This is a genomic window from Hahella sp. CR1, assembly GCF_029813005.1.
In the GTDB taxonomy this organism is placed as follows: domain Bacteria; phylum Pseudomonadota; class Gammaproteobacteria; order Pseudomonadales; family Oleiphilaceae; genus Hahella.
Genome location: NZ_JAPELK010000006.1, coordinates 376,608 through 401,114, shown reverse-complemented (window position 1 = coordinate 401,114; position 24,507 = coordinate 376,608). Strand labels below are relative to the sequence as shown.

Below are 24,507 nucleotides of genomic sequence, written 5' to 3'. Positions count from 1 at the left end.
CAAAAACGAGTATAATCCCGAGAATGATTATCATTGAAGTGTAAGTAACGGCGACTCTTTCTTTTAGCTGTTCATAGAAAGAAGGCATGGACGCGCTGGATTCCCTGCGAAAGTTTTTAACTTGTTGAAATTAAAAGGACATATTGGCTCGGTATAAATGGAAACTATCATACCCCGGGCGCAGACGCACGTTAACACGATGAACAGACACAGACTTTCACTGCGACGCCTGACGCCGCCTTTTTGGGGCCCGCGAACATTTGTTCCCAGCCCTCCCACCTCCGGACCCTAGAGGAGACTCACGCTCTTTCGATAGGACAAAGAACCAAGGAAGTAAAGGATTAGATGTACACAAGGATTAGAGGTACACATGGACAACCTGCAACGATCAATGAAGATCGGCTTTGGCCGTAAAAATCTGCATCAGTTTTGCGAGGCGCTGTTAGACCCCCTCGCCCTGTTCATCAGCATATTGCTGGTGAGTTATTTATTCGAAGACGCCATTGAAGCGCCCTCGATGATCTCCGCGCTATTTGCATTCTGCGTCGCCTTCCCCGGGCAGTCGCGACTGCACCAACCCCTGAGCCGTTGTCTCGTCGACATACTGTTGAGCTGGTTCGTCATCGCCTTTTTGATTCTGTCTTTAGGCTACGCCACGCGATCGATCGACTTGTTCTCACTGTCCACCATTCTTCACTGGCTGTGGATCGGCCCCGCTTTACAAGTCAGCGCGCACCTCGCGTTCCGCTACTTCACGGTATTGCTGCAACTGCGCGGCGATCGACAGAAAGTGGTCATCGTGGGCATGAATGAACAGGGGCTGGAACTGGCCAAGCGCCTGTCCCGCAGCCCCTATTACAACGTCGAAATTCTGGGCTTTTTCGATGACCGAACGGCGGACCGACTGCCCAAAGGCGCCGACTGGCCGGTGTTGGGGGACTTTTCTGAGCTATACGACTACTGCAAGGAGCAGCGCATAAACAGTATTTATCTGTCGCTGCCCATGACAACGCAGCCTCGCATTCTGGCGATTCTCGATAGCCTGGGCGACACCACCGCATCGATATCGTTTATTCCCGATATGTTCGTGACCAAGCTGATCCAGGGCAACGTCTACCAGGTTACCGGCATGCCGGTCGTCTCTGTCTGCGATACGCCGTTCCGGGGCGTCAATGGCTTGATCAAGCGTTGGAGCGATATTGTGCTTTCCGCGTTGATTCTGGTGATGATCGCGCCGGTGTTGGCGGTGATCGCGGTGATGGTGAAAGTCAGTTCGCCTGGCCCCGTTATTTTCAAGCAGCGTCGTTACGGTTTGGATGGCGAGGAAATCATCGTCTACAAATTCCGCTCCATGACCGTCTGTGAAGACGGCGATGTCATCAAACAAGCGCAAAACGGCGATAAGCGGCTCACGCCTATCGGTGGTTTCCTGCGCAAAACCTCATTGGATGAACTGCCGCAATTCATCAATGTGCTGCAAGGCAGGATGAGCATTGTCGGTCCCCGTCCTCATGCGGTGGCGCACAACGAGCAATATCGCAAGCTCATCAAAGGCTACATGGTTCGCCACAAAGTTCGGCCGGGCATCACCGGTTGGGCTCAGGTCAACGGTTTGCGGGGCGAAACACAAACCCTGGAGCGCATGCAGGCGCGGATCGAATTCGATCTCGACTACCTGCGCAACTGGTCGCTGGCGTTGGACCTGAAAATCATCCTGATGACTGTTGGCATGGTCTACAAGGACGAATATGCATACTGAAACCGGACCTGGAACATCATCCGGGCGCCGCGCAATGGATATGACCTCCCACTTATTTGAGAGATATTTGCAATGAAAGGCCTGTACATTAACGTTACCAACGCGAAAGCCGAGGTAGAGTTATTTTCTTCTTCGATCGGCGCTCCCTCGGACATACATGAGTTCGACTCCCCACTTGGCGCCCACATTTTAGTGGATGTGCATCGCGCCAACTGGCCAGAGGGCGTCGCCTACGCCGATGAAGCGTCGCGCTCGCTGGCGGTGGGCTGCGGACACTTCGTCTTCAACGGACGTTTAGGCAATATCAGCGAGTTCGCCCGCGCCTTCTTCCGAGCGGAGACGGAAGAGGAACGCACCGCGGTGTGCTCCCTGATCGAAGCCGGCAGTTACCTGTTCTATATCGAAACCGGCGGCGAATACTATCTGGTGACCGATCCCTTCGCGCTGGTTCCGCACTTTCAGGATGTGCAGTCCGAAACGCTGCGTGTCGCGCCTGCGCCTTGCTATATCGCGGACGACAAGGACGTGGACCCGGTGCTGCAAAACATCCTGAATATCAAGCGACACCTGTTTGGCGGCTATACCCTGTTCAAAGGCGTCGAGCGACTGGAAGTGGGCGCGATTATGTCCCGTGACCGCACGTCGTTCTATTTCGATTACCTGAACGGCTCCGGCGACCTGCACAACGTCAATGAAAAGATGCGCAAAGGCATGGGGATCTTTGGCGACCGCAAAAAGATTCTGCCTTTGAGCGGCGGACTGGACTCCCGGTATTTGCTGTCTCTCGGCAAGACTCATTACGGGTACACCTACGGACCGGCCAATACCGGCGACCGCCCCGTCGCCCGTAAGTTCGCCGGCTTCTTCGATGACTACCGTGAGTTTTCTCTGCTCGATCTCAGTTATCCTAAACTTTCGCAACAACTGGGCGAGAAAATGTTCAAAGGGTTGGTGTCGCGCCCGCTCTCCGAGCTGCTGGTGGTGTACCGTCACTTCTATGAAGCATGGGGCGACGGCAACCTGTTCGTCGACGGCTATCTGGGGGGCACCTTGCAAAGGGGGTATTACTTTAACATCGAGTCCACCTGGGGGACGTTGTTCCGTATCTTCCCTTCCCTGATGTTCCGTTTCATCACACCGGAAGACCTGATCCGTTATCGCTACCGTCAGTTAGACGCCGCCGGCAAAGAATTGTTGTTGAACAACTTCCATGCCGCCACGGCGCGTTTCAACTGCGACGGCTGGAAGAAAATATTCCTGTATGAAGCGCTGTACGGGCGCAGCGGGCGCTGGATCACCCATGGAGGCTGTGTAATGGCGAGTCAGTTCTTCACACCGGTGCAGCCTTTCGTCTTCTTCGACGTCTTCCGCACCTTCATGTCTCTGGACGTGCGCAAGTTCAACAGCTTTTCCCTGCTCTCGCCCCTATGGAAAACACTGCCGAAAGGCCTGAGCGACGTGGCCACCCTCGATTTATATCGCCCACTCTGGCCCGCCATGCTGAATCGCTGCCTGCACGTGGCGTCACGGACGACCGACAAACTTTCCCTCAGCAATCGCTTTGATAACTACAAGGAAGAACTGCCCAAGGTGCAATGGGAGTGAGTTTGTCCGCAGCTGCAGTCCAGACGTAGATGACGCAGGCAAATTTTGTAAAGTAAGAAAAAAGTAAAGCAAGCAAAGTGAAGTGAGAGAAGCGAAGCAATAAAGAAGATAATAAAGACGTTACTGAATGGGTTCGCCGAGTCTGCCGAGACAGGCTCGGCGAACCGCTATTGAATCCTTCCGCTAATCCAACTCCAGACTGGGTCTTTTGGGAATCGCCATCCTGACTTTTTCCGGAATGGACGGATCGGGCTCACAATCCGCAAGCGAGTTGCAGCCGATCATCTTCATATCATCCCACTGAATCGTCAGCAGCCCACCGTTGGCGGTGACGTAATCAATCAACTCCGCAGAAGTATAGAGTTTCATGGGGCTGATAATACTGATGCCATCCGGAGAGGGATCGAGAGGATGGCGGGTGTAATTGTGAATGTCGAAAATAGTCTGGGGCGCCTGATTGTCCAGCGCCGCGGTCATCTGGAAACGTCCAGTCTCCGCATCCCCCTCAATAAAGGTGTACTCAAGAGATATCCACTGTCCCACGGGGACTTCAAAAGTCTGGTTGACTTCACGCCATAGCGCGTCGTCCCACTTCTGTGTGGTCTGATTGAACGTGCGCGCCCGTATGGCGAAACGTAGCTGATTCTGCCCCTCCTTTATGCTGGGTTTGTTGATATTCACACTGACCACAAACGGATAAGGATTGCCATCCCAATGAGGATTGTTCCACCAGGAGGACAGGGACAGCCAGTCAATGGTTTTCGGGTAGGTCCGCAGCATGCTGAAGCTGTTGCTCAGATACATGCGCACCTTCAGCTTTAACTCTTTAAAGCCGGTCTTGCCAGTGACGTCTAACTGCACTCTGCCTTTCTCGTTATTGACGTTGGGTTTTTTCAACGCGAAAGCGAGCACCTTGTTATTGGGGTTATCCAGCGCTGGCTGCACTTGCGCCCAGCGTTCGGTGAGGTCGCCGCCTTCATAGTTGATGAACGCGCCGCCAAATCCCATGGTGGTTTTCTGTTCATTGGTCCAATTGCGTACGCAGGAAAACTGATTGGTGCCTAGTTTGGGCTCTGCGGTTTTGCCCGGCTGGATGTCCTGAAAATATAAGCCTTCGTTGAAGTCCGAGCTGAAAACGACCCGATTTCCGTCGTTACATGACCAAAACCAGTCCAGTTGCGGCGTTTCCGCCTGGACCGAATCAAGGGGCGGAAGTAAACACCCCAGAGCGGTAAGTAGAAGCGCCCGTCGTTTGGCAACGTCGGGCGAATTGGTCGAGTTGGCTGTCGGCCTGTCCATAAGCACTCTGACTCCTATTGGTTAGACTGACTAAAAAAATGGCGCTGCTCCGCAGCGACCGAGTACGGCTTGGCAGTGTATTAACCAAAGGTTCATCCGCGACCACGGATAGAAAAGGGCCCGATTGCAATGACGGGGACCTCCACCAATGCTTGGATAAGTCGAAGTCGTTCAGGCCCGATAATGCTTTTCCGGTTGGCCAGCCACTTCGCGGCGGACAACTGATGCTCTAAACGGCGCTCGCCGGAACACGCTTACGCGGCTGCTCGATGTCCGGCGCTGCGTCGCGCCGGCGGGCGGATTATGTTGAGGTGGCTGTAGGTTTCTCCTAGCGGAATGACTCCTGTTAGTTAGTCTGACCTTATTAATAGTAGTCGTCATTGCAGGGACTGAATGTAACGTGACAGCTTTTTAACCAAAGCGCCATCCGCCACTTCGGAGATCGCAGGGCCGGATTCCAGCTGCGCGCGCCGGTCCAGAAGGCGCGGCAAATCCGACGCCTCCCAGGCCACAATGATGCCCTTGCGGTTGGCCAGCCATTTCGCGGTGGCCATTTGATGCTCATTGCGGTGTTCGCCCAGAGACGCTTTGCGCGGCATGATGATCACCGGCTTGCGCAAATACATGGCGGTAATGATGGAGCCCATGCCCGCGTGCGAGACGATCAGCTCCGCCTCGCGCATGTAGTCGGTCACCTTGCCTGGGGCGAGAAAGTCCGCAAATCCCATGTGTTGCGGCATGTATTCCGCCGGTCCGGTCTGCGCATAGACCACTACGTCCTGATTGCGCCCCGCCCAGTCGTCCAGTGCGCTGATCATGCGATCAAACGCAAGTTGAGTGCCTACGGTTGCGAAAATCACAGCACGGCCCCCCAGTAATGTGGCCCGCTGGGCTTGCTCAGATGCTCCCATTGGGTCAGCCAGACATGCGCCCATCTGCCGACTTTGGCGCCGGACTGGGACAGAGCCTCGCCGTTGGCGATACTGTCTATCCAGATCGTGCGCGCTCCTAAGAGTCGACCATACAGAATAGCGGCGAACCCGGGCGCCGCGCCGGTGGTGACGACAATATCCGGTCGGGTCTTGAGCATGACCCACGCCACCTGCAGGAACATTTTCAGCAGCGCCAGTTTGTTCCACATGTTGGCGTCCTGCACGATAAAACAGGGCTCGTTGTGAGGAGAACTGTAGTCCTTTACGGTGGTCATCCATAACAGTTTGTGGTCCTCAAACGCGCCGCGCAGTCTTTGTAGTTGCACCCAGTGTCCCCCACCTGAGGCGACTAAAAGTATTTTTTTCATTTTTATTCTCCTGTCATTCCCTGAAAGTTCCTTTTTTGAGACAGATTTCCGGCCCTGGGCCGGTTGACGATGCTCAACCACAGCGTCGCCAGTTTGGGGTACACCACCTTTGCGGAAAAAGTATCCGCAAAGCTGGCGTGTCCCCTTGCCGCCAGTTCCGCGCGCGCGTCATCATCGCTGATCGCGTAGCGCAAAGCCCGGCGCAATTCCTGAATATCCCCCGCCGGCGCCAGCAGGCCTCGGCCATCGCTCAATACATTGGCGATGCCGCCCACCGGCGTCGAGATCACACAACAATGCCGCGCCAGCGCCTCCAGAATAAACATCGGCATCGCCTCGTCTCTGGAAGGCAGCACTGCAATGGCGGCGCGGTCCAGCAGATCCATGAGCGCCTGATGGGACAGGCCCCCCACGAATTCAGCGTTGCGCAGCGTCTCGGGAACCACGCCCGCATCAATGATCGGCCCGGCGATAACCAGCTTCCAGGCGCCGACGTTAAGCGTCGGATCGACATCGCCCTCAGCCTGCAACTCTTCCCAGGCCTGCGCCAGCACATCTACGCCTTTGCGATAGGTGACGCCGCCGCCGAACACCGCCAGCTTCTCCTTGTCGCCCGGCCTGCCGGTGGCCACCGCATTGGGGATATACACAATGCGCTCCGGCGCCAGGGTTTGGGCCACGATAGCGCGAGTCTCTTCACTCAGAACATGAACATAATTCGCCCGCGAAAGGACAAAACGCACTAGTTTCGGATAACGCCGACTGAACTCGGCGAAACGACTGCCGTGTAACTGCGCGACCACCCCAAAGCCCAGCAGTTGCGCCAGGGTGAGCAAACTGCCCTCACGTACGAAAGAACCGTCCTGGGACAAATGCACCACTATGGCGTCCTTGGTTCTGCGTCCACGCAGGCGCAGAATTCTCCACATGGCGCTGAAATACAGTCCCAGCGCTTTGACGCCTTTGGAGCCGTCCCGAGACGGAATCACTTCGACTTTGAGGTTTTCAAACGGCCAGTTCAGGTAGGCGTTGATCACCTGGGTCATACCGCCCGCCACCTCGCCATGTCGCCCTACGTGCCATACCACGGGCGTCGACTTGTTTACGCTCATGCTTCACGCCTCCGCACCGCCTCCACGAAAGACACCAGCTCTTTGCGGATTCCGTCCAGGGACGCCCTGGCCTGCCCCAGCGTATTCAGATAACTTTCCCGCTGTCGCAGCGTATCCTCCAGAAACTGGCCGATGCGCTCCGCAGACCAGGTCGCGGCGCTTTGCCCCACGCCTTTCAGTCCAATGGCCTCAAAGTGCCGGTCCACCTTGCTGGAATTATCCGTGGTCAGACCCGCCGGCGCGGCGCCTTCCGTATAGGCGGCGATGAGCACGTGGAGGCGGTCGCTGACTACCAGCGCCGCGCGCCGATAGACATCCCGCAAACGCTGCTCCTGCTGCATATGGTCATGGCCGTCCCAGTCCAGAACCTGTCCGCCCAGGCTGCCGGCCAGCTCGCGGGAGCGCGCGGAGTCCATCAGCACCTGAGTCACCGCCATGATTTCCAGGTGGTGTTTCTGCGCAAATTCGCGGACGGCCTTCCGCCAGGCGTCGTTGGGCGCCGGCCGGTCGCCGCGCATGGACACAATCAGATAGCGACGGTTCTCCATGGAGGAAATCCGGCTGAGTTCGCCGCCCTCCGCAAATGCCAGATCCGGCATCACGCCGCCGTGTCCCAGGTATTGGAAAGAGCCCTGATCGCGCCAGTAAGTGAGATCGGAGACTTTCAGCGAAGGCGTTATCAGGCGGCGATAGAAGCTGGAGAAATTACGCACGCCAGAGCCCAGACGCGCGACGCTGCCGCCGCGCGCCTTGAAGCGTTTCGCCATAGGCAGCACGCCAAGGTGCTCCTTCATGCCTTTCAGACTCAACTGAATTTCTCCGGGCTTGAACAGATAGATGCTTTTCTGGCGCCGACTGGCTTCCATACCGGCGCGATACCAGGACAGAAACGAAGTATAGACGTGATCGTCCGGGCGCAACTGCAGCGCCTCGGTATAGCCGGCGGGAGCGTCGCCGGTAAACACATGCAATCGCGAATCGCCCTGCAGCCACTTGGCTAACGGGCGTCTCAGGATGATGTCGCCGATGTTCTGGTATTGACCGATAAGAGGTAAAAAAATCGGGGTCATGATTTCAACTTCCTTGCTTCAGAGCCTCGTGACAGGCTTTCTCATGGATGGTGAAGTAGGTTCCAGCCAATTTCCTTGCAATGACTGGATAGTCCCTGTGGGTTCTTAGGTAGCGAATGGCGTTCTCCATTCTTTGCCGGCGCGTTTCCGGCGCTTCCTTGAGCAGCGTTTCCGCCGCGTTCGCAAAGTCTTCCGCAGTATAGGGAACGCAAAGTCCGGCGCCGGATTGCTCGATCACCATTTGCTGGTCCGGGTTGTCGTTACAGACGACGGGCACGCCCAGCGCCATGTATTCGATCAGTTTGGTCGGCGAGGAGCAGTCAAGCAGCTCGCCCCGGGGAATGGGCGACAAGCCCACTTCCGCCTGGCGAATGTAGCGCCAGGCTTCCTGAATCGGCAGCCAGCCGGTCCAGATCAGAATATCGTCGACGCCCAACTGGCGCGCCCGCTCCTGCAGCCACGCCTTGTGCTGTTGATCATGGGTGTCGCCGACGATCAGCAGCACAATATTGGGAAGGCGCCAGCGCAACAGCGACGCCATTTCAAACAGGGTTTCGATATTGCGCACGTAATCCAGGCTGCCCAGATAAATCAGCGCGCGTCGGCCCCGCATGCGCTTATCGACGCTGACATCGTCTGTGGCGTCCGCATCAAAAGCCGTTACGGAAGCCTGCATGCGCTCCAGATCCACACCCATGGGAACCGAGGTCATGCGCTCGGCGGGCGCGCCACGGTCCGCCATGTCCCGTTTCATTCGTTCCGACTGCACAAAGATATGATCCGCCCGACTCAGCACGAGCCGATACAGAACAAAGCGTCCCAGCAGTCCGCGCAACAGCAAAGGCAGCGAAGCGAGCTTCTTCAAACCGGTGGCCCGGCGGGCGCGGTCTATCTGGCCTTCCGGATAGGGATAAGAGCACCAGTACAGGAACGGCATGCCTTTGAGACGGGCGAATATCAGCGCCATTAACGCGATAAAGGGCATATCCCGCACCTGTACGCCGTCATGCCGGTCGCGTCGGGACTGCGCCAGCGCCTTGAACATATGCATGAATACGGCGAGATGTTTGAGTCGGCGCGGCGGGACCGCCAGAATCGCCTCGCCGCCGCCCCAGGCCTCCTCCTGTTCCTGCGCGCCGGGTTTGCGAAACGCGACAATGTCGGAATACACGCCATGGCGGGGTAAACCGTCGCCAAAAAGCAGGCCCACATCCACTCGTCGGGCGGGGAACAACCCAGGCGTCAGATAAAGCAGTCTCATCGTTCTCATGCCGTGCGCGCGCCTCTCTTAACTAGCGATTTCAACAATCCTGTCTCCTCTACGGTGAAAGGCCGGAGCAACCACACTGACACCACGAAAGCGCCAACGATCAGCAGTGAATAACCCAGCAATGGAATAAGGCCGGCGCCGAGCGCCGCGACCGAAACGTCCGGGCTGATCGCGCCGGGAATGATCGCCACCGCCATGGCCAGAATGAGTTTGGTCTGATTGAGCCAGTCGAAGGCGTAGTCGCACCGCTGCTTGAGGCCCGCGATGATGAAGCTGTTAAACAGCACATGTCCCAGCCCGATGGCGATCACCGCCGCCCACACGCCGATGCCCAGGTGCAACAGCGCCCACAGGCTGGGCAACGTGATCAAGCCCAGGGCTGCGCCCCATTTACACAGGTTGGCCTGATCCATCGTCACGGCGGCGGTTTCCAGTAAAAGCCGCTGGCTGTATGGGATCAGGCACAACAGGAATCCGAAGAACAGGTAGCCGGAGTCGCTGAATTTGCCGCCGGAAATAAGCTGAATAAGTTCGTCGCCGAATACCGCCGCCACGGACACCAACGGCAGCAGTATCACCAGACTGACTTTGCCGGCGGAATTGGTCAGGCGACTCAGCTCAGGGGCGCCGCCGCCGTTGACGTAGACCGCCACCAGTTTCGGCCGGATCAGGCTGAACAGCAGCGACGCCGGCAGGTAGCGCGCAATCTGGTCATTCAAGGTGCGCAGAAAGCCGAACACCGCGGAGGCCTCCGGCCCCAGGTATTTCTGCAGCAGATTGACCAGCGCCTGTGGGCTGTACAGCAGGGTCAGCAAGTGCGCGAAATACATGTGCAGGGATAGCCACCATTGCTGGCGAATGGACGGCTCCGTCCAGCCCGCCTCCCCCTGTAATCCGCGCATCGAGCGACAGAATTTGATCAGGCACGCCAGCGCGACGGCGGTTCCAAATGCGGACGCCGCCAGTTCGATCAACACCACCGCATAGAGACCCATCCCAGGCTGCGCCAGGGTTTGCGCCGACGGTAAAAGTATTAGTATTGGTTGGGCAAGGCCGGAACCGGAAAGCCGCCACAGTACGAGCAACCCAGCCAGATAAAGCAGCTGCCGCCCCACCATGCTGGCGCGAATACCGCCCTGCAACAGCAGCGGCCCGAGCACCGCCTCCCGCAGGAAACGGCCAACGCCTTCCACCAGAAAGACGCCCAGAAATACCAGTGCGGCGGGTCGGAACGCCTCCAGCCCCGCCCAACTGAGATAAGCATCCATCAGTCCTGCGAATAACAAGGCGCAGGCAATTAGCGCCGCGCTTTGCCATGCCACGACGCGGCGGCAAAACCCAATCAAACGAGGACCATCCGCCTTGAGGCGATATTCAGGAAGCTGTCGCGCAGTGAGCCAGGCCAGCCCCAGTTGCGCCAGGGAACGGCCAATTTCCGTCATGGCCAGCAGAGTGACGTAGGCGCCGTATTCCGTCACCGGCAGCAAACGCACCGTCACCAACAGAATGCCGAGGGTCAACAAGGCAGAGATAACTTTGCCGGACAGGAACTTCTTCGTGCCGGAAATCAGCGCCTGACGTGAATAAGGATGACTCATGCCGCCTCCTCCGTACGTCGGGATTCACGGTAAAGCCACGCCAGATACCCCAGCATGCCCCAGAACAGAATCTGAAAGGGCAAACCCTCCAGCAAGGTGCTGCGATAAACCGGATAGATCATGCAAAGACTCAGCGCCGCCTGGATGCCGGCGGCGTCCGCCATGATCCGGCGACCAAATCTCGCGGCGCGCATCCTGCCGGCGGTCAGCCAGGCCGACACTAATACGCCGTAGAACAGCAGAGAGCCCAGCAGCCCCTGCTCCCACAACAAGGAAGACAATGCCGTGAGGCTGACCCCGAAGCCCGGATAACGCAGCGCAATGGTTCCGCCGGTGGCGTCGTGGGCGGAGCCGATGCCGCAGCCGAAGAAGAAAGAGACGGGGTCATGCAGGCCTTGCTGATGGAACCAGAACAGCAACCCGGTGAGGCGATTCAAATAGTAGCCACCGTAGCCCTTGTCACCCATGTTGTAGGCCATGGTGTCGGACAGCATTTCCGACAGGCTCTGCGCCTTCACCAGTTGCAGATAGGCGTAGGCGGCGCCCAGTGTCAGCAGCGCGCCGACGATCAACGCCAGCACCGCCAGGTGGGGCTTTCTCAACAACTCCCGGCCATACAGGGTGACGAACATCACCGGCAGAAAAATCACCACGACCTTGGTTTCACCGAGGAACAGCGGCGTCAGAGCGAACAGCCCCAGGACTGCAAAGTGGCGCGGCGATATCAGCTTTTCGCTGCGTCTGGCCAGCAGAAAGCCCAGAGCGATGACCAGAAAGCTCGCCATTTCGGCGTTGGCGCCGCCGGCGTAGCGGGTTGCGCCGAAAGTGCCGGCTACTACGTCGATGGGGATCATGCCGGGATAGGCGTATTGCAGGCTTTCCCTGACAGGCACGAGCTTGAGCAGCTCATAGAGCGCGAACGGCAATTGCACGATCACCAGCGCCGCGAACAGCCGCACCCAGCGATCCATGTCCGCGCGGGAAAAACTTAGCCAGGCCAGTGCGAAACAGACGCCCATGACCTGAAAGTAGCGTTTGAATCCGCTGGCGAGTTCGAAGAGCGTCGATTGCGCCGCACCGTTTAATAAGGCGTAGCCGACGAACACCAGCGCCAGCCAGATAAACAGCGGCTGCTTTTCGGCGCTGCCGGGATTGAGCAGGCGGCGCGAGGCGGCGCTGAGGAACAGAATAAGCCCCAGCACGGAAATGCCCCACACTGCTTTCTTGCTCAGGCCTTCCGCCCAGATGGGCGCCAGGCCAGCTACGAACAGACCCAAAAATAGGATCAACCACAGGGTGATGGCGGCGTTGGCGAACGCCAGCAGGCCGACGATCATGCCCGCCGCCAGACCCGCCAGCAACAGGTTGCCGGTGGAGGCGACCACGCCGAATACAACGGCGGCGCCCAGCGCCCCCAGAATGATCAGCGCCTCCACCCCGTATCGCTCAAAAAATACCAACGCGCTGCCTGCGCCGGCTTGCAACTGCTGACTGAAAATCATCGAACATCCTTTCGATTAAAAGTAAGAGTCCTTCCGGTTATTTAATGCGTCAACCTGTTATGTGAATCCTTACTGAGTCAAACCCGCCAGACGCTGTCGCGACGCTGGCGATATTTCCGTTAAAAGCGCGTCCACCAGCTCCCGCTGTTTCTGAAACGCGCGCAGGGAATCTTTATCCACGGAGGACACGCGAAATAGCAGTCCATCCGGAATGTAACCACGGAAGCCGTAACTGACCTCCTTCAATTTTTTATCGACCTTGTTGGCGATCACCTTCTCCCCCACCGTCGCCCAATAAGTCACCGGTTCATGGCGCTGCCCCTGCGACGTCAACAGACGGGTGATGCGAATCTGGCCATAATCGGTCTGCAACAGCCCGGAGGTCTTGTCCGCCAAAGTGAAACCCTGGGCCGGATAGCAGACTTCCGGATAGTGCATCTGAATGGCGTCGCGCTGGTCTTCGCCGTATGCAATGGAAACCATTACTCGGTAACCCGATTCGTCTACGTAGGTACGGGACAGCGTCTGGTTATAAATGCGATTGATCGTCTCCCGGGTCTGCGGATCGACGATTTGGTTAGTGGAGTGCGTGACTTCGCGCCACCCGCCGAACACTTCAGGAATCATTGCATCCAGCTTCACTTTGGCGATGTGATCCGAGAGCATTTCCCTCGGCGTCAGGGCATACGCCGACACCGCCGAAATCACCATGGCCGCGCAGGCGATCAGACTGGTCTTGTGATTACGCATTGGCCTGTCTCCTCCTTGTCGCCGGTTTCAGCGCCAGATGCAGAATCGAGTCGACGCCAATAATGAGCAACAACGCGCTGACAAACAGCACGATGCCGGCGAATCCATGCAGAAAGCCCTGCCCCGCCTCATCGCCGTAGTGATAGGTGATCAAGGTCAGCGCCAGCACCCTGATGAAATTGGCGACAAATGAAATCGGAACAATGGCGATGGCAAGGGCGACGTTACGCCAGATCGATTCGTGGCGCACGATGTGCAGATAGAACAGCCCCATCGCCTCCAGCGTAAACAAGGTATGCAATCCCGCGCAGGCGTCGGCGATCAGCAGGCGGTATTGGCCGACCTGCAGAATCACTCCTGATCGGGATACCGGATAGCCCGCCCAGTAAAGCACCTGATCCACGGACCAGGACACCGCGGTTTTCATGGGCAGCGTCAGCGCGCTGACCAGCGGTCCCGGCAAGGGCGCCATAAAAATCATGAACAGCAGCGGAAACCACATCATTTTCACTGCTTCGCGACCTCGCAGCAGCAGAAGCAGTCCTGCAACCACTGGAATCTGCGAGCCCACTTCGAACAGCAAAATGTCCTGCGACCGCCCCAACACATATAAAATCAGGCCGCCGCCCAGGGCGACGCCGCCTTCCAGGGAGGCGGGAGCGAACTCAAGCCGGTGAATGTCCTGGCGTTTTTTCCAGAAAAACCACAGCACCAGAGTGAGAATAATCGGCTCATGCCCCTGCTCACCCGACGCCCACAAAGAACCGGCCAGATCGTAGTAGGTGGGCAGATAAAGCACGACAACGCCTAATAGTACGGGCGACCATTCGCTAATCGCCGGAATATGGGGTCGGGTGATCGTCTGCTGCATGATGTTTCAGTGCTTCGCGCGCGTGAGTGTCAGGTTTTGTTTAATAGACTCCCGGCGATGGCGACGCCGTTTTGCTCCAGATTCGCCACCAGGGATTTAAGGCCTCTGACGTCAGTTTTGTGCTGGCTCGCCACCACCAGCGCCCCGCCCGCCTGGGCGGAAATCGGCTGCGCGTCGGAGACCGACGCTCCTGGCGGAGTGTCGAAGATGACGATGTCGTAGTGCGCCTTCAATTCCTCCATCAGACTGGGGAAACGCGGTCGGCTGAGCAGCTCCTGGGGATTGGGCGGAATCGCCCCGGCGGTCATCAGAAACAGCCCCTGCAGGCCTTCAATCCGTCTCACCGCCTCCCGCCAGGGAATGCGATCAGCCAGCACCGTAGAAAAACCAAATTTATTGGCGCGCTTGAACAGCTCATGCTGCCGCGGCGTACGCAGATCGGCGTCCACAATCAACGTGCGCTCTCCCAGTTGCGAGAACACCACCGCCAGATTGGCGGCGACAAAACTGCGGCCTTCGCCATGATTGGCGCTGACCACGGACAAGGCTTTGCGCCCGTTCTGCGCGTCAAACCAGCGCAGCAGCAATTGGCTGCGCAGCGCACGCAGTTGCTCGACGATATGACTGAACGGGTTGAACGCGGCGACCACTTCCTGACTGATGCGGTCGTCGGACGCCTGCAAATAGGAGTAAACAAACTGCTGCGACAACGCGAACTGAATATCCTGGTCGTCCAACAAACCCAGTTGCATGGCGGCGTCGCCAAAACGCAGACCGGGCTTGCTTTGCTGCAAACGCAGAATCTGCTCCGCAGCGGCGGGCTCCAGACGCCCGCTGTCGATCAATATGGCGCCAATAGATGGCGAATGACTGCTGAGGTTTAGAGCTTCCATGTTCATCAGGCTTCTCCCGCCAATGGATAAGAGCCGCCCGCCATCGCGCCGTTCTTCAGTCCCGACGGTCTGGCGGTATCGGTCTTCCCTTCTTTTTTCTTCGTCATGGATACCGGCGCTTTACTCAATTGCGCCAATACGGGAACGCCAAGTGCGGATTGCAGATCTTCTACAGAGCGCACCCTAGGGTTGCGTAATTCCAGAATCAGCGCCGCGCCGACAGACAATAGTCCTCCCAGCATCACCGCGATAACAAGATTGAGAAACAACATGGGCTTGCTGTGCTTGAGGGGCGGCGACGCCGGCGTTAATACGGAGACATTGGTCTGCACCGTTTGCGCCTCCAGCTGACTTTGCGTGAGACGCTGACTGATGGCGTCGAAATCACGCTGCGCGGTTTCCACCTGATGGGACAGAATCTGAATCTGGTCGTGCTGACTTTTCAGCTCCAGCATTTTCTTTTTCTGTTCTTCGATGGCTTCTTTCAGTTCCGCCTGTTTGGCTTTGCTGACGCGCCCCACGGTGGAAATGGATTCCGCGATCTTGGCGGTTTCCATGCGCAGACGGGATTTCATGCTGGCCAGTTCGGACGCGGCGCTTTTGTATTGCGGATGGTTGACGCCATAGTCTTCGGACAACTCCTGCAGTCGCGACTCCATACGCGCAATGTCGGTTTTGAGCTGGATGATCAGCGGATTGCGCATGATTTCCGGCAGCGTGTCGCTACCCTGGTTGAAGCCCTGCTTGCTGGAGGAATCCGTGCCTTCCGCCAGGGCCAGACTCAACTGCGCGGTCAGCTCGCCCAGTTTCTGGTTTTCGAAATCCAGGCGATCATTGGTCACTACAATGCCGGTTTCCTGTTGAAAATTAGACAGCGCCTTTTGCGCTCTTTGCAGGCGCTCGCGCTGGGTTTCGTATTGCTGCTCAAACCAGGCGGCGTATTTTCTCGCCGGCTCCGCCCGCAGATCGATCGTGGTGTCGATATAGGCTTGTGCAAACGCGTTGGCGGCGGTGGCGGCGAATCTAGGGTCCGTGGCGCTGAACTCCACGCTGATGACATTGCTTTCCCGGGCGGGACTGACTTCCAGATTTTTCTTCAGACCCGGCGCCATCCACACGGCGATGGTTCCCTGGCCGCCGGTTTCCTCCAGCCACTTGTCGCGGGTTTCCGGGTTTTCGTCCAGTTTCAGCAGGCGCACTACGCCCTGGGCGACGCGATCGCTGGTGATGATATCCATCTGCGTCGCCATATAACCCGGCGACATCATGCCCGGCAGCACCATGCCGACAATGCGGTCGGGGGTCTGCACGTCCAGCACCACAGTGGTGGAGGCGGTGTATTCTTTGGGAATGAGCAGGCTGACCACGGCGGTGGTCGTTATCGTGGCCAGCAGGACGCTCAGCACTACCCAGCGCCGCGCCCACAGAACCAGTAATACATGTTTCAAGGTCATTACTTATCTTTCCTGGAACAGATCTTTCCTAGAACAAACTTTCGCGAATGTAGATAACGTCATCGGCGCGCACGAGGTCGTACAGCTCCGATTCTTTCAACTCCACATCGCCTTTGGCGTCCTTGCGATACACCTTGATGCCATTGTCGGTGCCGCGCAGGCTGACTCCCCCGCCCTGGGCCAGAGCCTGTTGTACGGTCATGTTGCGTTCGACCCGATAGACACCGGGACGCTGCACCTCGCCGTAGATGTAATACACCGGGGCCTTATCCACAAAGATCACATCGCCGCCAGCCACCAGGATGTTAGCGTTGCGCTCCCCCTGGGCGAAGATGGCGGGGAAATCCACCTCTCTGTGGAACGGCCTGCCTTCGCGAATCCCTGACACCACGACAATGTCAGAGCCTGAATCGGTGACGCCGCCGGCCATCGCCAATACGTCGGAAAGCCGGGTCTTTTGCGTCTCCAAAGGAAAGCGGCCGGGGCGGCTTACCTGCCCCAACACCGAAACCTGATTGCCGCGAATTTCCAGCAGCGTAATGGTGACCTGCGGGTCTTTCACGTACTTGCCTTGACGCAAACCTGCGGCGATTTGTTGTTCCGCCGCCGCCAGGGTTTCGCCACCCAATTGCAGGCTGCCGATCAGCGGGTAAGTAATACTTCCGTTTTCAGAAATACGGGTATCCAGAGTCAGGTCCGGTTGTTGAAATACGTTGATGCGAATCGCGTCCCCAGGGGCCAGGCGGTAATTCAGGCCGGCGACCTCCGCCCGGACTGGCGTAAACAGGATCAGCGTCAACAGACCCAGCACTATCTTTGTTCGCATTTGCGTCAATTGCATGACGTAAGAAAATAAAGCTTCCATGTTTTTAGTCGCCGTTACGCATCACTTCCCAGTTGTAAAGAAACGGCGTCGGCATTGCGGATATCCTCTCCGCCCTCGACGCCGCTGTTTTCAGTTCCTATCTCCACGCCTGCCTCCCCGCCTGCGGCAGGGATGGCGAGCCGCTTGAAGTCGCCGACATACTCAATGGCGGCGCTGTGTTTTAAGCGCTCGACTTCTTCGGTAACGGTTTTTTGTACCTTCAGATTATGAAGATATTGTGTAATGCGGGGCTTGGCGTCTTCTTCCGACACCGGTCTTTCCTGCGAGGCCGCCACTCTGACGACCAAATAATTGTTGGGGCCCTGGAACAAGGTCATCGCGCCGTCTTCCAGCCCGGCTACCTGGGTCAACAATTCCAGACCGATCTGCTCCGCGGAGCGGTTCGCCGCATTGACGCGGTATTGCACGCCCTCTGATTTCAGCCAGGAAACGATGTCTTCCAGTTGTTGGGCGTTATTAACTTTTTCATTAAGTGGCGCAAGCAGTTCCTGCCGCGGCTCAATGGCGACTTCCTGCAGGCTGTACAGCTTGCGCTCAGCGAATAACGCGGGATGTTCTTCGTAATATTGGTGAATGTCTTCCTGAGAAGGCTGCGACAGCGCGCCAATCACCTGTTGCAGATACGCGCGGGCGATGATGCTTTTCTTCATGGATTCAATCGCCATGACCACATCGGGACTGCGGTCCAATTTAAGCTCTACCGCTTTGTCGTAGGCGACTTGCTGCTCCACCAGCTCATCCAACGCCTGCGCCCGCGCCATGTCGGAACTGACGCCCTGAGAAGGCTGCTTGGCGAGTATGGCGTTAAGCTGATGAATAGAAATTTCCGAACCGTTGACTTTGGCGACTACCTGGGTTGCGTCCGTCGCCTCGCCTGCGCCGCCGCACCCGGCCAAAGAACCCGTCAGGGCGGCCAGAAAGACAAACTTCGGATAGGAAGTTCTATGGAGAAACATTGCTAAATCCTTTAGTTAATATGTGCGGCGCGATTGACCACACAGTTACACATTCCTACATGTGGGCTACATACTAAACCTAAAAAATTTCCAGTGATAGTGATTCTCACTAAAAAGTAAAGGTTAACGACAGGGTCGCCATATCGCTGTTGAAATCTGCGTTCGCCTGGTTCGAAGCACGCCTCTCCCGCTGCAACGCCGCGCCTATCAGGACGCAGTTGACGGGGCTCCAATCGCCCCCTAAAACCAGCGTTTGCAAGCGATCTTTACGCCCATCCAGTCCGGTCAGCAAACCGCCCTGATAGTCCCTTTCTTCATAGCGCCAGCGGGCATGCAGACTCACTTTGGCGGAGTAGCGCCACAGTGGCCCGATAGAGACCAGACGTCGCCGATAATAACTGCTGTTATAGTAAGCCTGACTGGTCATCACTTTACCGACATCCGTAACCGGCGAGCTTTGATAGGACACCAGATTCTGTTCGACCGCCGCGGTCACACGGGTTGATCCTGTCCATTGATAATCCAGACTCAGCCCGCCAATGGCGCCTTGATAGTCCCGCTCGCCGTAGTGATCGTGTTCGCGTTCGACATAGCCAAGGTTGCCGCGGATTTTTGATTTACCGCTGAACATCCACAGGAAGCGCATTTCCGCAAGACTCTGTTCGAAACCGGAATCCACACGGTCCGTCGTGCTGATGACGCGATTGGCGTAATCGCCGTCTGTCTTGCGCAGCGAGACGGAAACATTGCTGCCGGAGGGCGCCTCATATCCCATGCCCAGTTCGAGAGAATCAGATTGATAGTCCCCTTCAACGCGATACAGGGAGCTGTTTTCCTGTTGATAGTGGGCGCCGCCGGCCAGTAGCTTCCAGCCCCCGGCGACACGCCAGTCCGCGTCCAGGTAATAGCGACGAAGGGTGCGGATATTCTGCTCGGTTCCGGAAAAGTCGGCGAAGCTGTTGATGGATTCGTTGTAGTCGGCGCCGAGCACGCCCTGCAGTCGGCTGGTGGCCAGCCAGTCCCAGGCTGCTTCGGCCTCCCAGGCGGAGTAATCCAGGTAGTCGTAATGATGGTAGCGGTTATCGGAAAACCGGGCGTCCAGTTTCAGGTTCTGGCGGGAGATCGCCTGCTCGCCGCTGACCGCCGCGAAGGTGGAAACAATCTGCTCATTTCTTTCGTTATCGGAGGTCGACCGGAACAGGTTGTCTTCATGACGCAAAAGGCTGCCTGCGCTGAATTCCCAGGCGTCGCCGACTTTACCCTGCGCCGCCGTGCAGTATAACAATGACAAGCCCGCTGTAATCCATGCGGTAGGTTTGATCGGACAGAACATTTGAATTCGTCACTCACATAAAGAACGCGATCCTGCGCTCCAAAGAATTTTAAGGCAGACGCCGAACACCCTGCGCTGAAGTCGTGAATGACCTGAATGAAAAGAATCGAAGCCATGACGCACGCTTCAAGCGACGGAAAATCCAAGATCCCTGGATGGCGTCTGTGTAGCACAAAGCGAAGGCCATTCTAGAGGAGATTCCGTTTCCTTACTATTACGAAATAGGATGCTTATATTACGAAATCAGGATAATTCGGCGGAGTTGGTTGCAAGCCCGCAGCCTCTTCGTGGCGGGCCGCGTTGAGAATAGAGGTTTGCGCAATGACTCCACATCGGAGCGAGATGAGCTAGACTGGTTAGGTTAAGCAGTTGAACAACAAAACAGGCCATTAGGGACCACAAAGAGCTGTGATTAGGGAGAACAAAAAGGATGACTCAATCTTTGATTGACGGCGACTGGCGCCAGCTGCTCATTGACGACAACGTGTGCGACGCCCCCAAGCATCAGGTTATCGACGCCAAGCGCAAGCAACTGCAGGATCTCAAAGCACGACCGGACACCCCCGTCCAGGTTCGGCGGCTGATTATCTCCGCCAGTGATGCGCTGGAGCGTTTGAAGGGGTATGTCGGCGCGGAGGAGTTTTATGTTTATTACGGGCGTCTGACTGACTTGCTCAGAGTCATTGGCAAGGAACTGGAGGTCTGCGGCATCGCCGTTGACTAGCCCTATTGCGCACGAGCCGTCGCCTTAATATTTGGATATTGGGTCGGCGACGCGCAGCCGCCTATGAGAGCGGGAGTATTGGTCGCCCATGTCTCCCGCTTAGGTTTCAGACTATCAATCCGTCAGACAAATAACGTCCGTCTATTTGTCTGCTAGCGACCTATCTGTCAGTGAACGACAAATTGTCTGCAAACTACAAAGTGAAAGCTTACGCTTTCTGGCTGCGTCGACGGGCCACGTAGCCCACGATGCCCAGGCCGGCCATCCACATGGCGTAGGCGTCGGCTTCGGGAACCATGGTTACGGCGGCTGCGCCGAACTGATTGGAAGCGAAGTAAACGTCACCGATCAAGATAGAATCCGTGGCGCCATTCAGGTTGAGGTTGATCTCGCCCAGCTTGGTTTTCCATCCATCAAAAACGCTGCTGTTATAAGCGCCGATAATGCCTTCGTTCGCCGGGCCCGCATACCATTGAAAGCTGGTAATGTTGCCGTCTACGATGGTCAATACGCCGCTGTCGCCGTCCTGGGTGCTGTCGGGAGTCCAGGTGACGCCATCCGGCGCCTCTTGACGGGTCCCTTCAATACCGCCAAGCATGCCGCTCACAATCGCCAGATTCAGGCCATTGGAGTTGAGGCTCACCTGGTGCGTACCAGTCAGGTAATTATCGAAGTTGGGAAGAATAATCTGACCGAGGAACGTCGCGTAGGATGCATCCTCCATGAATATGTCAGTATATTCGTCAATCGTTTGCTGGCTGTGATAATTCGGGTCAAAAGTCAGGTCGACGCTTCCGGAAAAATCAAAAACCAGTGTGCTGGCGCTAACGCCCATACTCACTGCCGAAAGCGTTGTCGCCAGGACTGCCCCTCTAAAAGGATTCATGTTTAACTCCTTGTTTTATTGGGTTGAGGTCCATTTCCATAGGCGATACAAAGTTTCTAACTATTACGACTCATAATAGAAATACGACGTCGCCGACATGAATAATACTCATTCGTATAAAAAGAAAACAACTGTTGACACAATAAAAGTCCAACAACCGTTACGCGATTTTTCATTGGGTGATCAAGATATCGAGCGATGTGATAAAGCGTTCCGAATCCAGCCTGCATCCGTTGAATCGCCTGCCTGGACAGGGTCTACCACTGTTCGGACAACGTCATCAGTACTTAATACCATCGCCCCCGAAACCACCGAATAATCCGCGCTGTATTTGACTTTAAGCAGGCCAGCGCGTCTTTGTTTTTACCGCTTTATTCCATTTTTTTTATGGACGTTACAATCGCTTATATATGCAGCGTTCTCTTTTTATCTTTTAAAAACACAATAAATCAGATATGTATCAATTAGATTACGGATACATAATTATTTTTTAACTTTTTGCAGGTCTTTTCATACATAGCGCCTCATAACAATTGGTTATAAATTCGCCTTGGCAGTGCGCGCCTTATATAAATATCTAATAAAAATAATCTGTTGCAAATTACGCTGTCACAGGAGCAATAACGGCTCTCCTGCCGGGGCGATGGATTTGGACTAAGCTGATGGAGTCGGGTTGTTTTGTTCTATCACTGGAATAAGGAAATTGCTATGAGCGACTATGTGATTGGCGGCTGGACGCAAAACCCTGCAGATTCTTCTCCTCAGTCTTTTTCTTACACCATGTACGGCATGGTGACCAACCTTTCCGGGCTAACGACCGGCACGCCTCAGTCTCCGGGGTGGAGTCCGGACACGACTGCTGCGCCTGGCGGATCAGGCAAAGTGCTTTGGACCTACGGCGGCGGTGGCTGCACGCCGAACAACATGCCCCAGAACGCGACGGAAGTGAGCGCCATCGTCAATGCCACCCAAACCAAAAACTGGGCCGGCGTGGATTTTGATGACGAGTGCTACATGAACGTGGACATGCTGGTTGAGACGATGAGCAAGCTGAAATCGCTCAACAAAGAATGCAGTTACACCTTTCTCGCTGGCTGGGATTACAACAACCCCAGCGCCTCCAGCGAGGGAACTAAAATTAATCAGGCCGTGCAAACCATGGCGCAATCAGGCGCGGTCAACCGCTTCTGCCTGATGTGCTACGCCGAAGCCATGTGGAGCATGAGCGATATAGAGGCCAATGTCGGCCCGGCCATTAAACGCACCATATCCAACGGCGTTCCCGCCAAGCAGGTGATACTGGCGCTGACGCCTGCCGGATTGAATCAGCAGAACCTGACCTACTTCCTTGATCAGGTGACGCAAAACGGCATTGGCGGTCTCTTCATCTGGGACTACCCGGCTCTCCCGAGCAGCTATTTGCAGCAGATTGAGCAAACGCTATTGGGCGCCTGAATTTCAGGTTAAGCGACGGGACCTGCGCGGGGCAGGCCCTGTCTTCCGCGGCTTGTCGCGTTAGAGAGCAATGCTGGTAAGAAGAAAAGTCAGTAAGAGTAAAACCCCTTGCCAGTCTTGCGACCCAAATGGCCCGCATCCACCATGCTGCGCATTAACGGACAGACCCGGTACTTCGAATCCTGAAAGGTCTGATAAAGCACATCCAGCGAGTTCACCACGGTGTCGACGCCGATCAGGTCCGCCGTCTCCAGCGGCCCCATTTTATGACCGAAGCACTCCTTGAAAATGGCGTCTACATCCGCAGGCTGCGCGATGCCGTCCTGAATGGCGAACGCCGCTTCATTCATGAACAGGTGGGAGATGCGGTTGGAGACAAAACCAGGGCCGTCTTTCACCACTACCGCTTTTTTGCCCAGCATCGCCAGCATTTCCAGGCAGCGGTCTTTGGTTTGCTCTGAGGTATTCAGGCCCAGTATCACTTCCACGGTATGCTTCAGGTAAACCGGGTTCATGAAGTGAACGCCGATAACCTGCGCCGACGTTTTATGAAAAGACCCCAGCTTGGTGATGGGAATACAGGAGGTGTTGGCCGCCAGAACGGCGTTGGGCGCAATAAACTCGGCCATGCGGGTATACAGCGCCTGTTTAAGCTCGATGTTTTCCGGGATATTCTCCACCACGAACGCGCAATCAGAAATCGCGCTCAGCTCATTCGTCCAGCGAATGTTGTCCAGAATATCCTGTGGTTTCTTCCCTTTCGCCAGTGGGCTGAACAACGGCGCGTATCCCGCCGTCTCCAGCACGCGCGCCCGACTTTGCTCGCAGGACGGCTCGTCTTTTTCAACCACGACGACATGATGGCCGCGCAGTGCGCAATCAAACGCCAGGCTGGAGCCGATGTTACCGCCGCCGATCACGGCAATGTTTAGTTTTGACATACAAACTTCTTCCTTGTTGTGCTTTAAAAATCTGTTTTCCGTTGACTCATCTGTTTTGGTTTACTCACCAGTTCGTCGCCCTTGATCAGTCGGCGGAATCCGGCGAGATCACTTCCCACTTTCCAAACCAGGTCAGCCCAACCGCCTTCGCCAATGACGCCGACGCCAGGTTATCGAACTGACAACGGTATTGCGGTTCATACCCCCTCTCACTGGCGCGTCTGCAAATCGCGCGCACGACTCTGCGGGCGTAGCCTTTTCCTCTGAAAGGCGACAGCGTCAGCACGCCCAGGTCGGCGATGCGCGAGTCGTCGCCGGGATAGCTGTCCCAGGGATACATGCTGGCGGCGCAAACCAGGCTGTCGCCGATAAACGCGCCGCAGACCTCCCAGTGATCCAGTTCAACGTAAGCGTCATCCAGGTCCTGCTCTGTTGCTGACGCCTGAAATTCAGCGAAAACGGCCTCATCCTCAATGTTTAGCGGGCGGATGTCGCCTTCTGCGGCTTCCTGCATCAGTGTTTCTTTATCCTGCGCAGAGAAATATAAGATCTCATCGGCGCCATGCAGAACCACTCCCGCGTCCTGCAATGCCTGGCGCAGAACCGTCGCCGACAAGGCGTCCAGCTGATAGACGCCCAGCTTATCCGCCATCGCCGGCGTCATGACCGCCATGACGCGCCCGTCCGACAGTTCCAGCATCATCAGCCGTCGTTCCTCCGGCAACGTCGCATTGGCGATCACCGTCAGGCTCCCGGTTTGCAGCAAAACTTCCCCATTTGTAAAAGGGGTCATCCAAAAATCCATTATCGTTGATGAAAATACAGACATACTTCTCTCTCGAC

22 protein-coding genes are annotated in these 24,507 nt (G+C 56.5%); 4 read left to right on the top strand and 18 right to left on the bottom strand.

Annotation, left to right across the window (positions count from 1 at the left end; translation table 11 throughout):
- Positions 1-370 precede the first annotated feature (370 nt).
- Together ONV78_RS17210 and ONV78_RS17205 are read left to right on the top strand one after the other, a co-directional pair.
- A complete protein-coding gene (locus tag ONV78_RS17210; protein WP_279504944.1) occupies positions 371-1,759 on the top strand; it encodes an undecaprenyl-phosphate glucose phosphotransferase in 1,389 nt (462 codons plus the stop codon).
- 72 nt (positions 1,760-1,831) lie between these two features.
- Positions 1,832-3,364: a hypothetical protein gene (locus tag ONV78_RS17205; RefSeq protein ID WP_279504942.1), complete on the top strand. Its 1,533-nt coding sequence runs from the start codon at positions 1,832-1,834 to the stop codon at positions 3,362-3,364.
- 183 nt (positions 3,365-3,547) lie between these two features.
- Here the strand turns inward: ONV78_RS17205 and ONV78_RS17200 are convergent, their stop codons facing one another.
- The 15 genes from ONV78_RS17200 to epsL all read right to left on the bottom strand — a co-directional run bounded on the left by ONV78_RS17200 (position 3,548) and on the right by epsL (position 19,616).
- Positions 3,548-4,663 carry a hypothetical protein gene (locus ONV78_RS17200; RefSeq protein WP_279504940.1) on the bottom strand — a complete coding sequence of 372 codons (1,116 nt, stop codon included), beginning with the start codon at positions 4,661-4,663 and terminating at the stop codon, positions 3,548-3,550.
- Positions 4,664-5,040: 377 nt separating this feature from the next.
- Complete coding sequence (locus ONV78_RS17195) at positions 5,041-5,523, bottom strand: glycosyltransferase (protein ID WP_279504938.1); 483 nt, start codon at positions 5,521-5,523, stop codon at positions 5,041-5,043.
- Complete coding sequence (locus ONV78_RS17190; RefSeq protein ID WP_216740000.1) at positions 5,520-5,963, bottom strand: UDP-N-acetylglucosamine--LPS N-acetylglucosamine transferase; 444 nt, start codon at positions 5,961-5,963, stop codon at positions 5,520-5,522. The genes ONV78_RS17195 and ONV78_RS17190 overlap by 4 nt, the downstream gene beginning before the upstream one ends.
- Before the next feature lie 2 nt (positions 5,964-5,965).
- Positions 5,966-7,075 (bottom strand): glycosyltransferase family 4 protein, encoded by a 1,110-nt coding sequence (locus ONV78_RS17185; protein WP_279504932.1) that lies wholly within the window; start codon positions 7,073-7,075, stop codon positions 5,966-5,968.
- Complete coding sequence (locus ONV78_RS17180; RefSeq protein ID WP_279504931.1) at positions 7,072-8,145, bottom strand: polysaccharide pyruvyl transferase family protein; 1,074 nt, start codon at positions 8,143-8,145, stop codon at positions 7,072-7,074. Before ONV78_RS17180 ends, ONV78_RS17185 begins: the two co-directional genes overlap by 4 nt.
- Positions 8,146-8,149: 4 nt before the next feature.
- The gene (locus ONV78_RS17175) at positions 8,150-9,415 is read right to left on the bottom strand and encodes a glycosyltransferase family 4 protein (protein ID WP_279504929.1); all 1,266 of its coding nucleotides are present in this window, start codon (positions 9,413-9,415) and stop codon (positions 8,150-8,152) included.
- Positions 9,412-11,013 carry a hypothetical protein gene (locus ONV78_RS17170; RefSeq protein WP_279504928.1) on the bottom strand — a complete coding sequence of 534 codons (1,602 nt, stop codon included), beginning with the start codon at positions 11,011-11,013 and terminating at the stop codon, positions 9,412-9,414. The genes ONV78_RS17175 and ONV78_RS17170 overlap by 4 nt, the downstream gene beginning before the upstream one ends.
- Positions 11,010-12,515: a hypothetical protein gene (locus ONV78_RS17165; RefSeq protein ID WP_279504927.1), complete on the bottom strand. Its 1,506-nt coding sequence runs from the start codon at positions 12,513-12,515 to the stop codon at positions 11,010-11,012. The genes ONV78_RS17170 and ONV78_RS17165 overlap by 4 nt, the downstream gene beginning before the upstream one ends.
- A gap of 69 nt (positions 12,516-12,584) precedes the next feature.
- The gene (epsI, locus tag ONV78_RS17160; protein WP_279504926.1) at positions 12,585-13,265 is read right to left on the bottom strand and encodes an exosortase-associated protein EpsI, B-type; all 681 of its coding nucleotides are present in this window, start codon (positions 13,263-13,265) and stop codon (positions 12,585-12,587) included.
- Positions 13,258-14,136, bottom strand: a complete 879-nt coding sequence (gene xrtB / locus ONV78_RS17155) for an exosortase B (protein WP_279504925.1) — start codon at positions 14,134-14,136, stop codon at positions 13,258-13,260. The genes epsI and xrtB overlap by 8 nt, the downstream gene beginning before the upstream one ends.
- Before the next feature lie 29 nt (positions 14,137-14,165).
- On the bottom strand, positions 14,166-15,035 hold the full coding sequence (gene epsG / locus ONV78_RS17150) for a chain length determinant protein tyrosine kinase EpsG (RefSeq protein ID WP_216740008.1): 870 nt from the start codon (positions 15,033-15,035) through the stop codon (positions 14,166-14,168).
- The gene (epsF, locus tag ONV78_RS17145) at positions 15,035-16,483 is read right to left on the bottom strand and encodes a chain length determinant protein EpsF (protein ID WP_279504924.1); all 1,449 of its coding nucleotides are present in this window, start codon (positions 16,481-16,483) and stop codon (positions 15,035-15,037) included. Before epsF ends, epsG begins: the two co-directional genes overlap by 1 nt.
- 28 nt (positions 16,484-16,511) lie before the next feature.
- Positions 16,512-17,348, bottom strand: a complete 837-nt coding sequence (gene epsE / locus ONV78_RS17140) for a polysaccharide export protein EpsE (RefSeq protein WP_216740010.1) — start codon at positions 17,346-17,348, stop codon at positions 16,512-16,514.
- A gap of 14 nt (positions 17,349-17,362) precedes the next feature.
- Positions 17,363-18,325 (bottom strand): EpsD family peptidyl-prolyl cis-trans isomerase, encoded by a 963-nt coding sequence (locus ONV78_RS17135; protein ID WP_279504920.1) that lies wholly within the window; start codon positions 18,323-18,325, stop codon positions 17,363-17,365.
- Between the two features lie 109 nt (positions 18,326-18,434).
- Positions 18,435-19,616 carry an XrtB/PEP-CTERM-associated polysaccharide biosynthesis outer membrane protein EpsL gene (gene epsL / locus ONV78_RS17130; protein ID WP_279504919.1) on the bottom strand — a complete coding sequence of 394 codons (1,182 nt, stop codon included), beginning with the start codon at positions 19,614-19,616 and terminating at the stop codon, positions 18,435-18,437.
- A gap of 472 nt (positions 19,617-20,088) precedes the next feature.
- On the opposite strand from epsL, the gene ONV78_RS17125 reads away from it, so the two are divergent.
- Entirely contained in the window at positions 20,089-20,382 is a 294-nt protein-coding gene (locus tag ONV78_RS17125) for a hypothetical protein (RefSeq protein WP_279504917.1), read from the top strand.
- Between the two features lie 208 nt (positions 20,383-20,590).
- Here ONV78_RS17125 and ONV78_RS17120 read toward each other — a convergent pair whose 3' ends face one another.
- Positions 20,591-21,268, bottom strand: a complete 678-nt coding sequence (locus tag ONV78_RS17120; RefSeq protein WP_216740014.1) for a PEP-CTERM sorting domain-containing protein — start codon at positions 21,266-21,268, stop codon at positions 20,591-20,593.
- 708 nt (positions 21,269-21,976) lie between these two features.
- Between ONV78_RS17120 and ONV78_RS17115 the strand changes: the two genes are divergently transcribed.
- Positions 21,977-22,723 (top strand): hypothetical protein, encoded by a 747-nt coding sequence (locus tag ONV78_RS17115; RefSeq protein ID WP_279504916.1) that lies wholly within the window; start codon positions 21,977-21,979, stop codon positions 22,721-22,723.
- Positions 22,724-22,812: 89 nt separating this feature from the next.
- Here the strand turns inward: ONV78_RS17115 and ONV78_RS17110 are convergent, their stop codons facing one another.
- Both ONV78_RS17110 and ONV78_RS17105 read right to left on the bottom strand, forming a co-directional pair.
- Positions 22,813-23,664, bottom strand: coding sequence for a 3-hydroxyacyl-CoA dehydrogenase family protein (locus ONV78_RS17110; RefSeq protein WP_279504915.1), 852 nt, complete (start codon positions 23,662-23,664; stop codon positions 22,813-22,815).
- A gap of 85 nt (positions 23,665-23,749) precedes the next feature.
- Positions 23,750-24,457 (bottom strand): GNAT family N-acetyltransferase, encoded by a 708-nt coding sequence (locus tag ONV78_RS17105; RefSeq protein WP_279504912.1) that lies wholly within the window; start codon positions 24,455-24,457, stop codon positions 23,750-23,752.
- Positions 24,458-24,507: the final 50 nt, after the last annotated feature.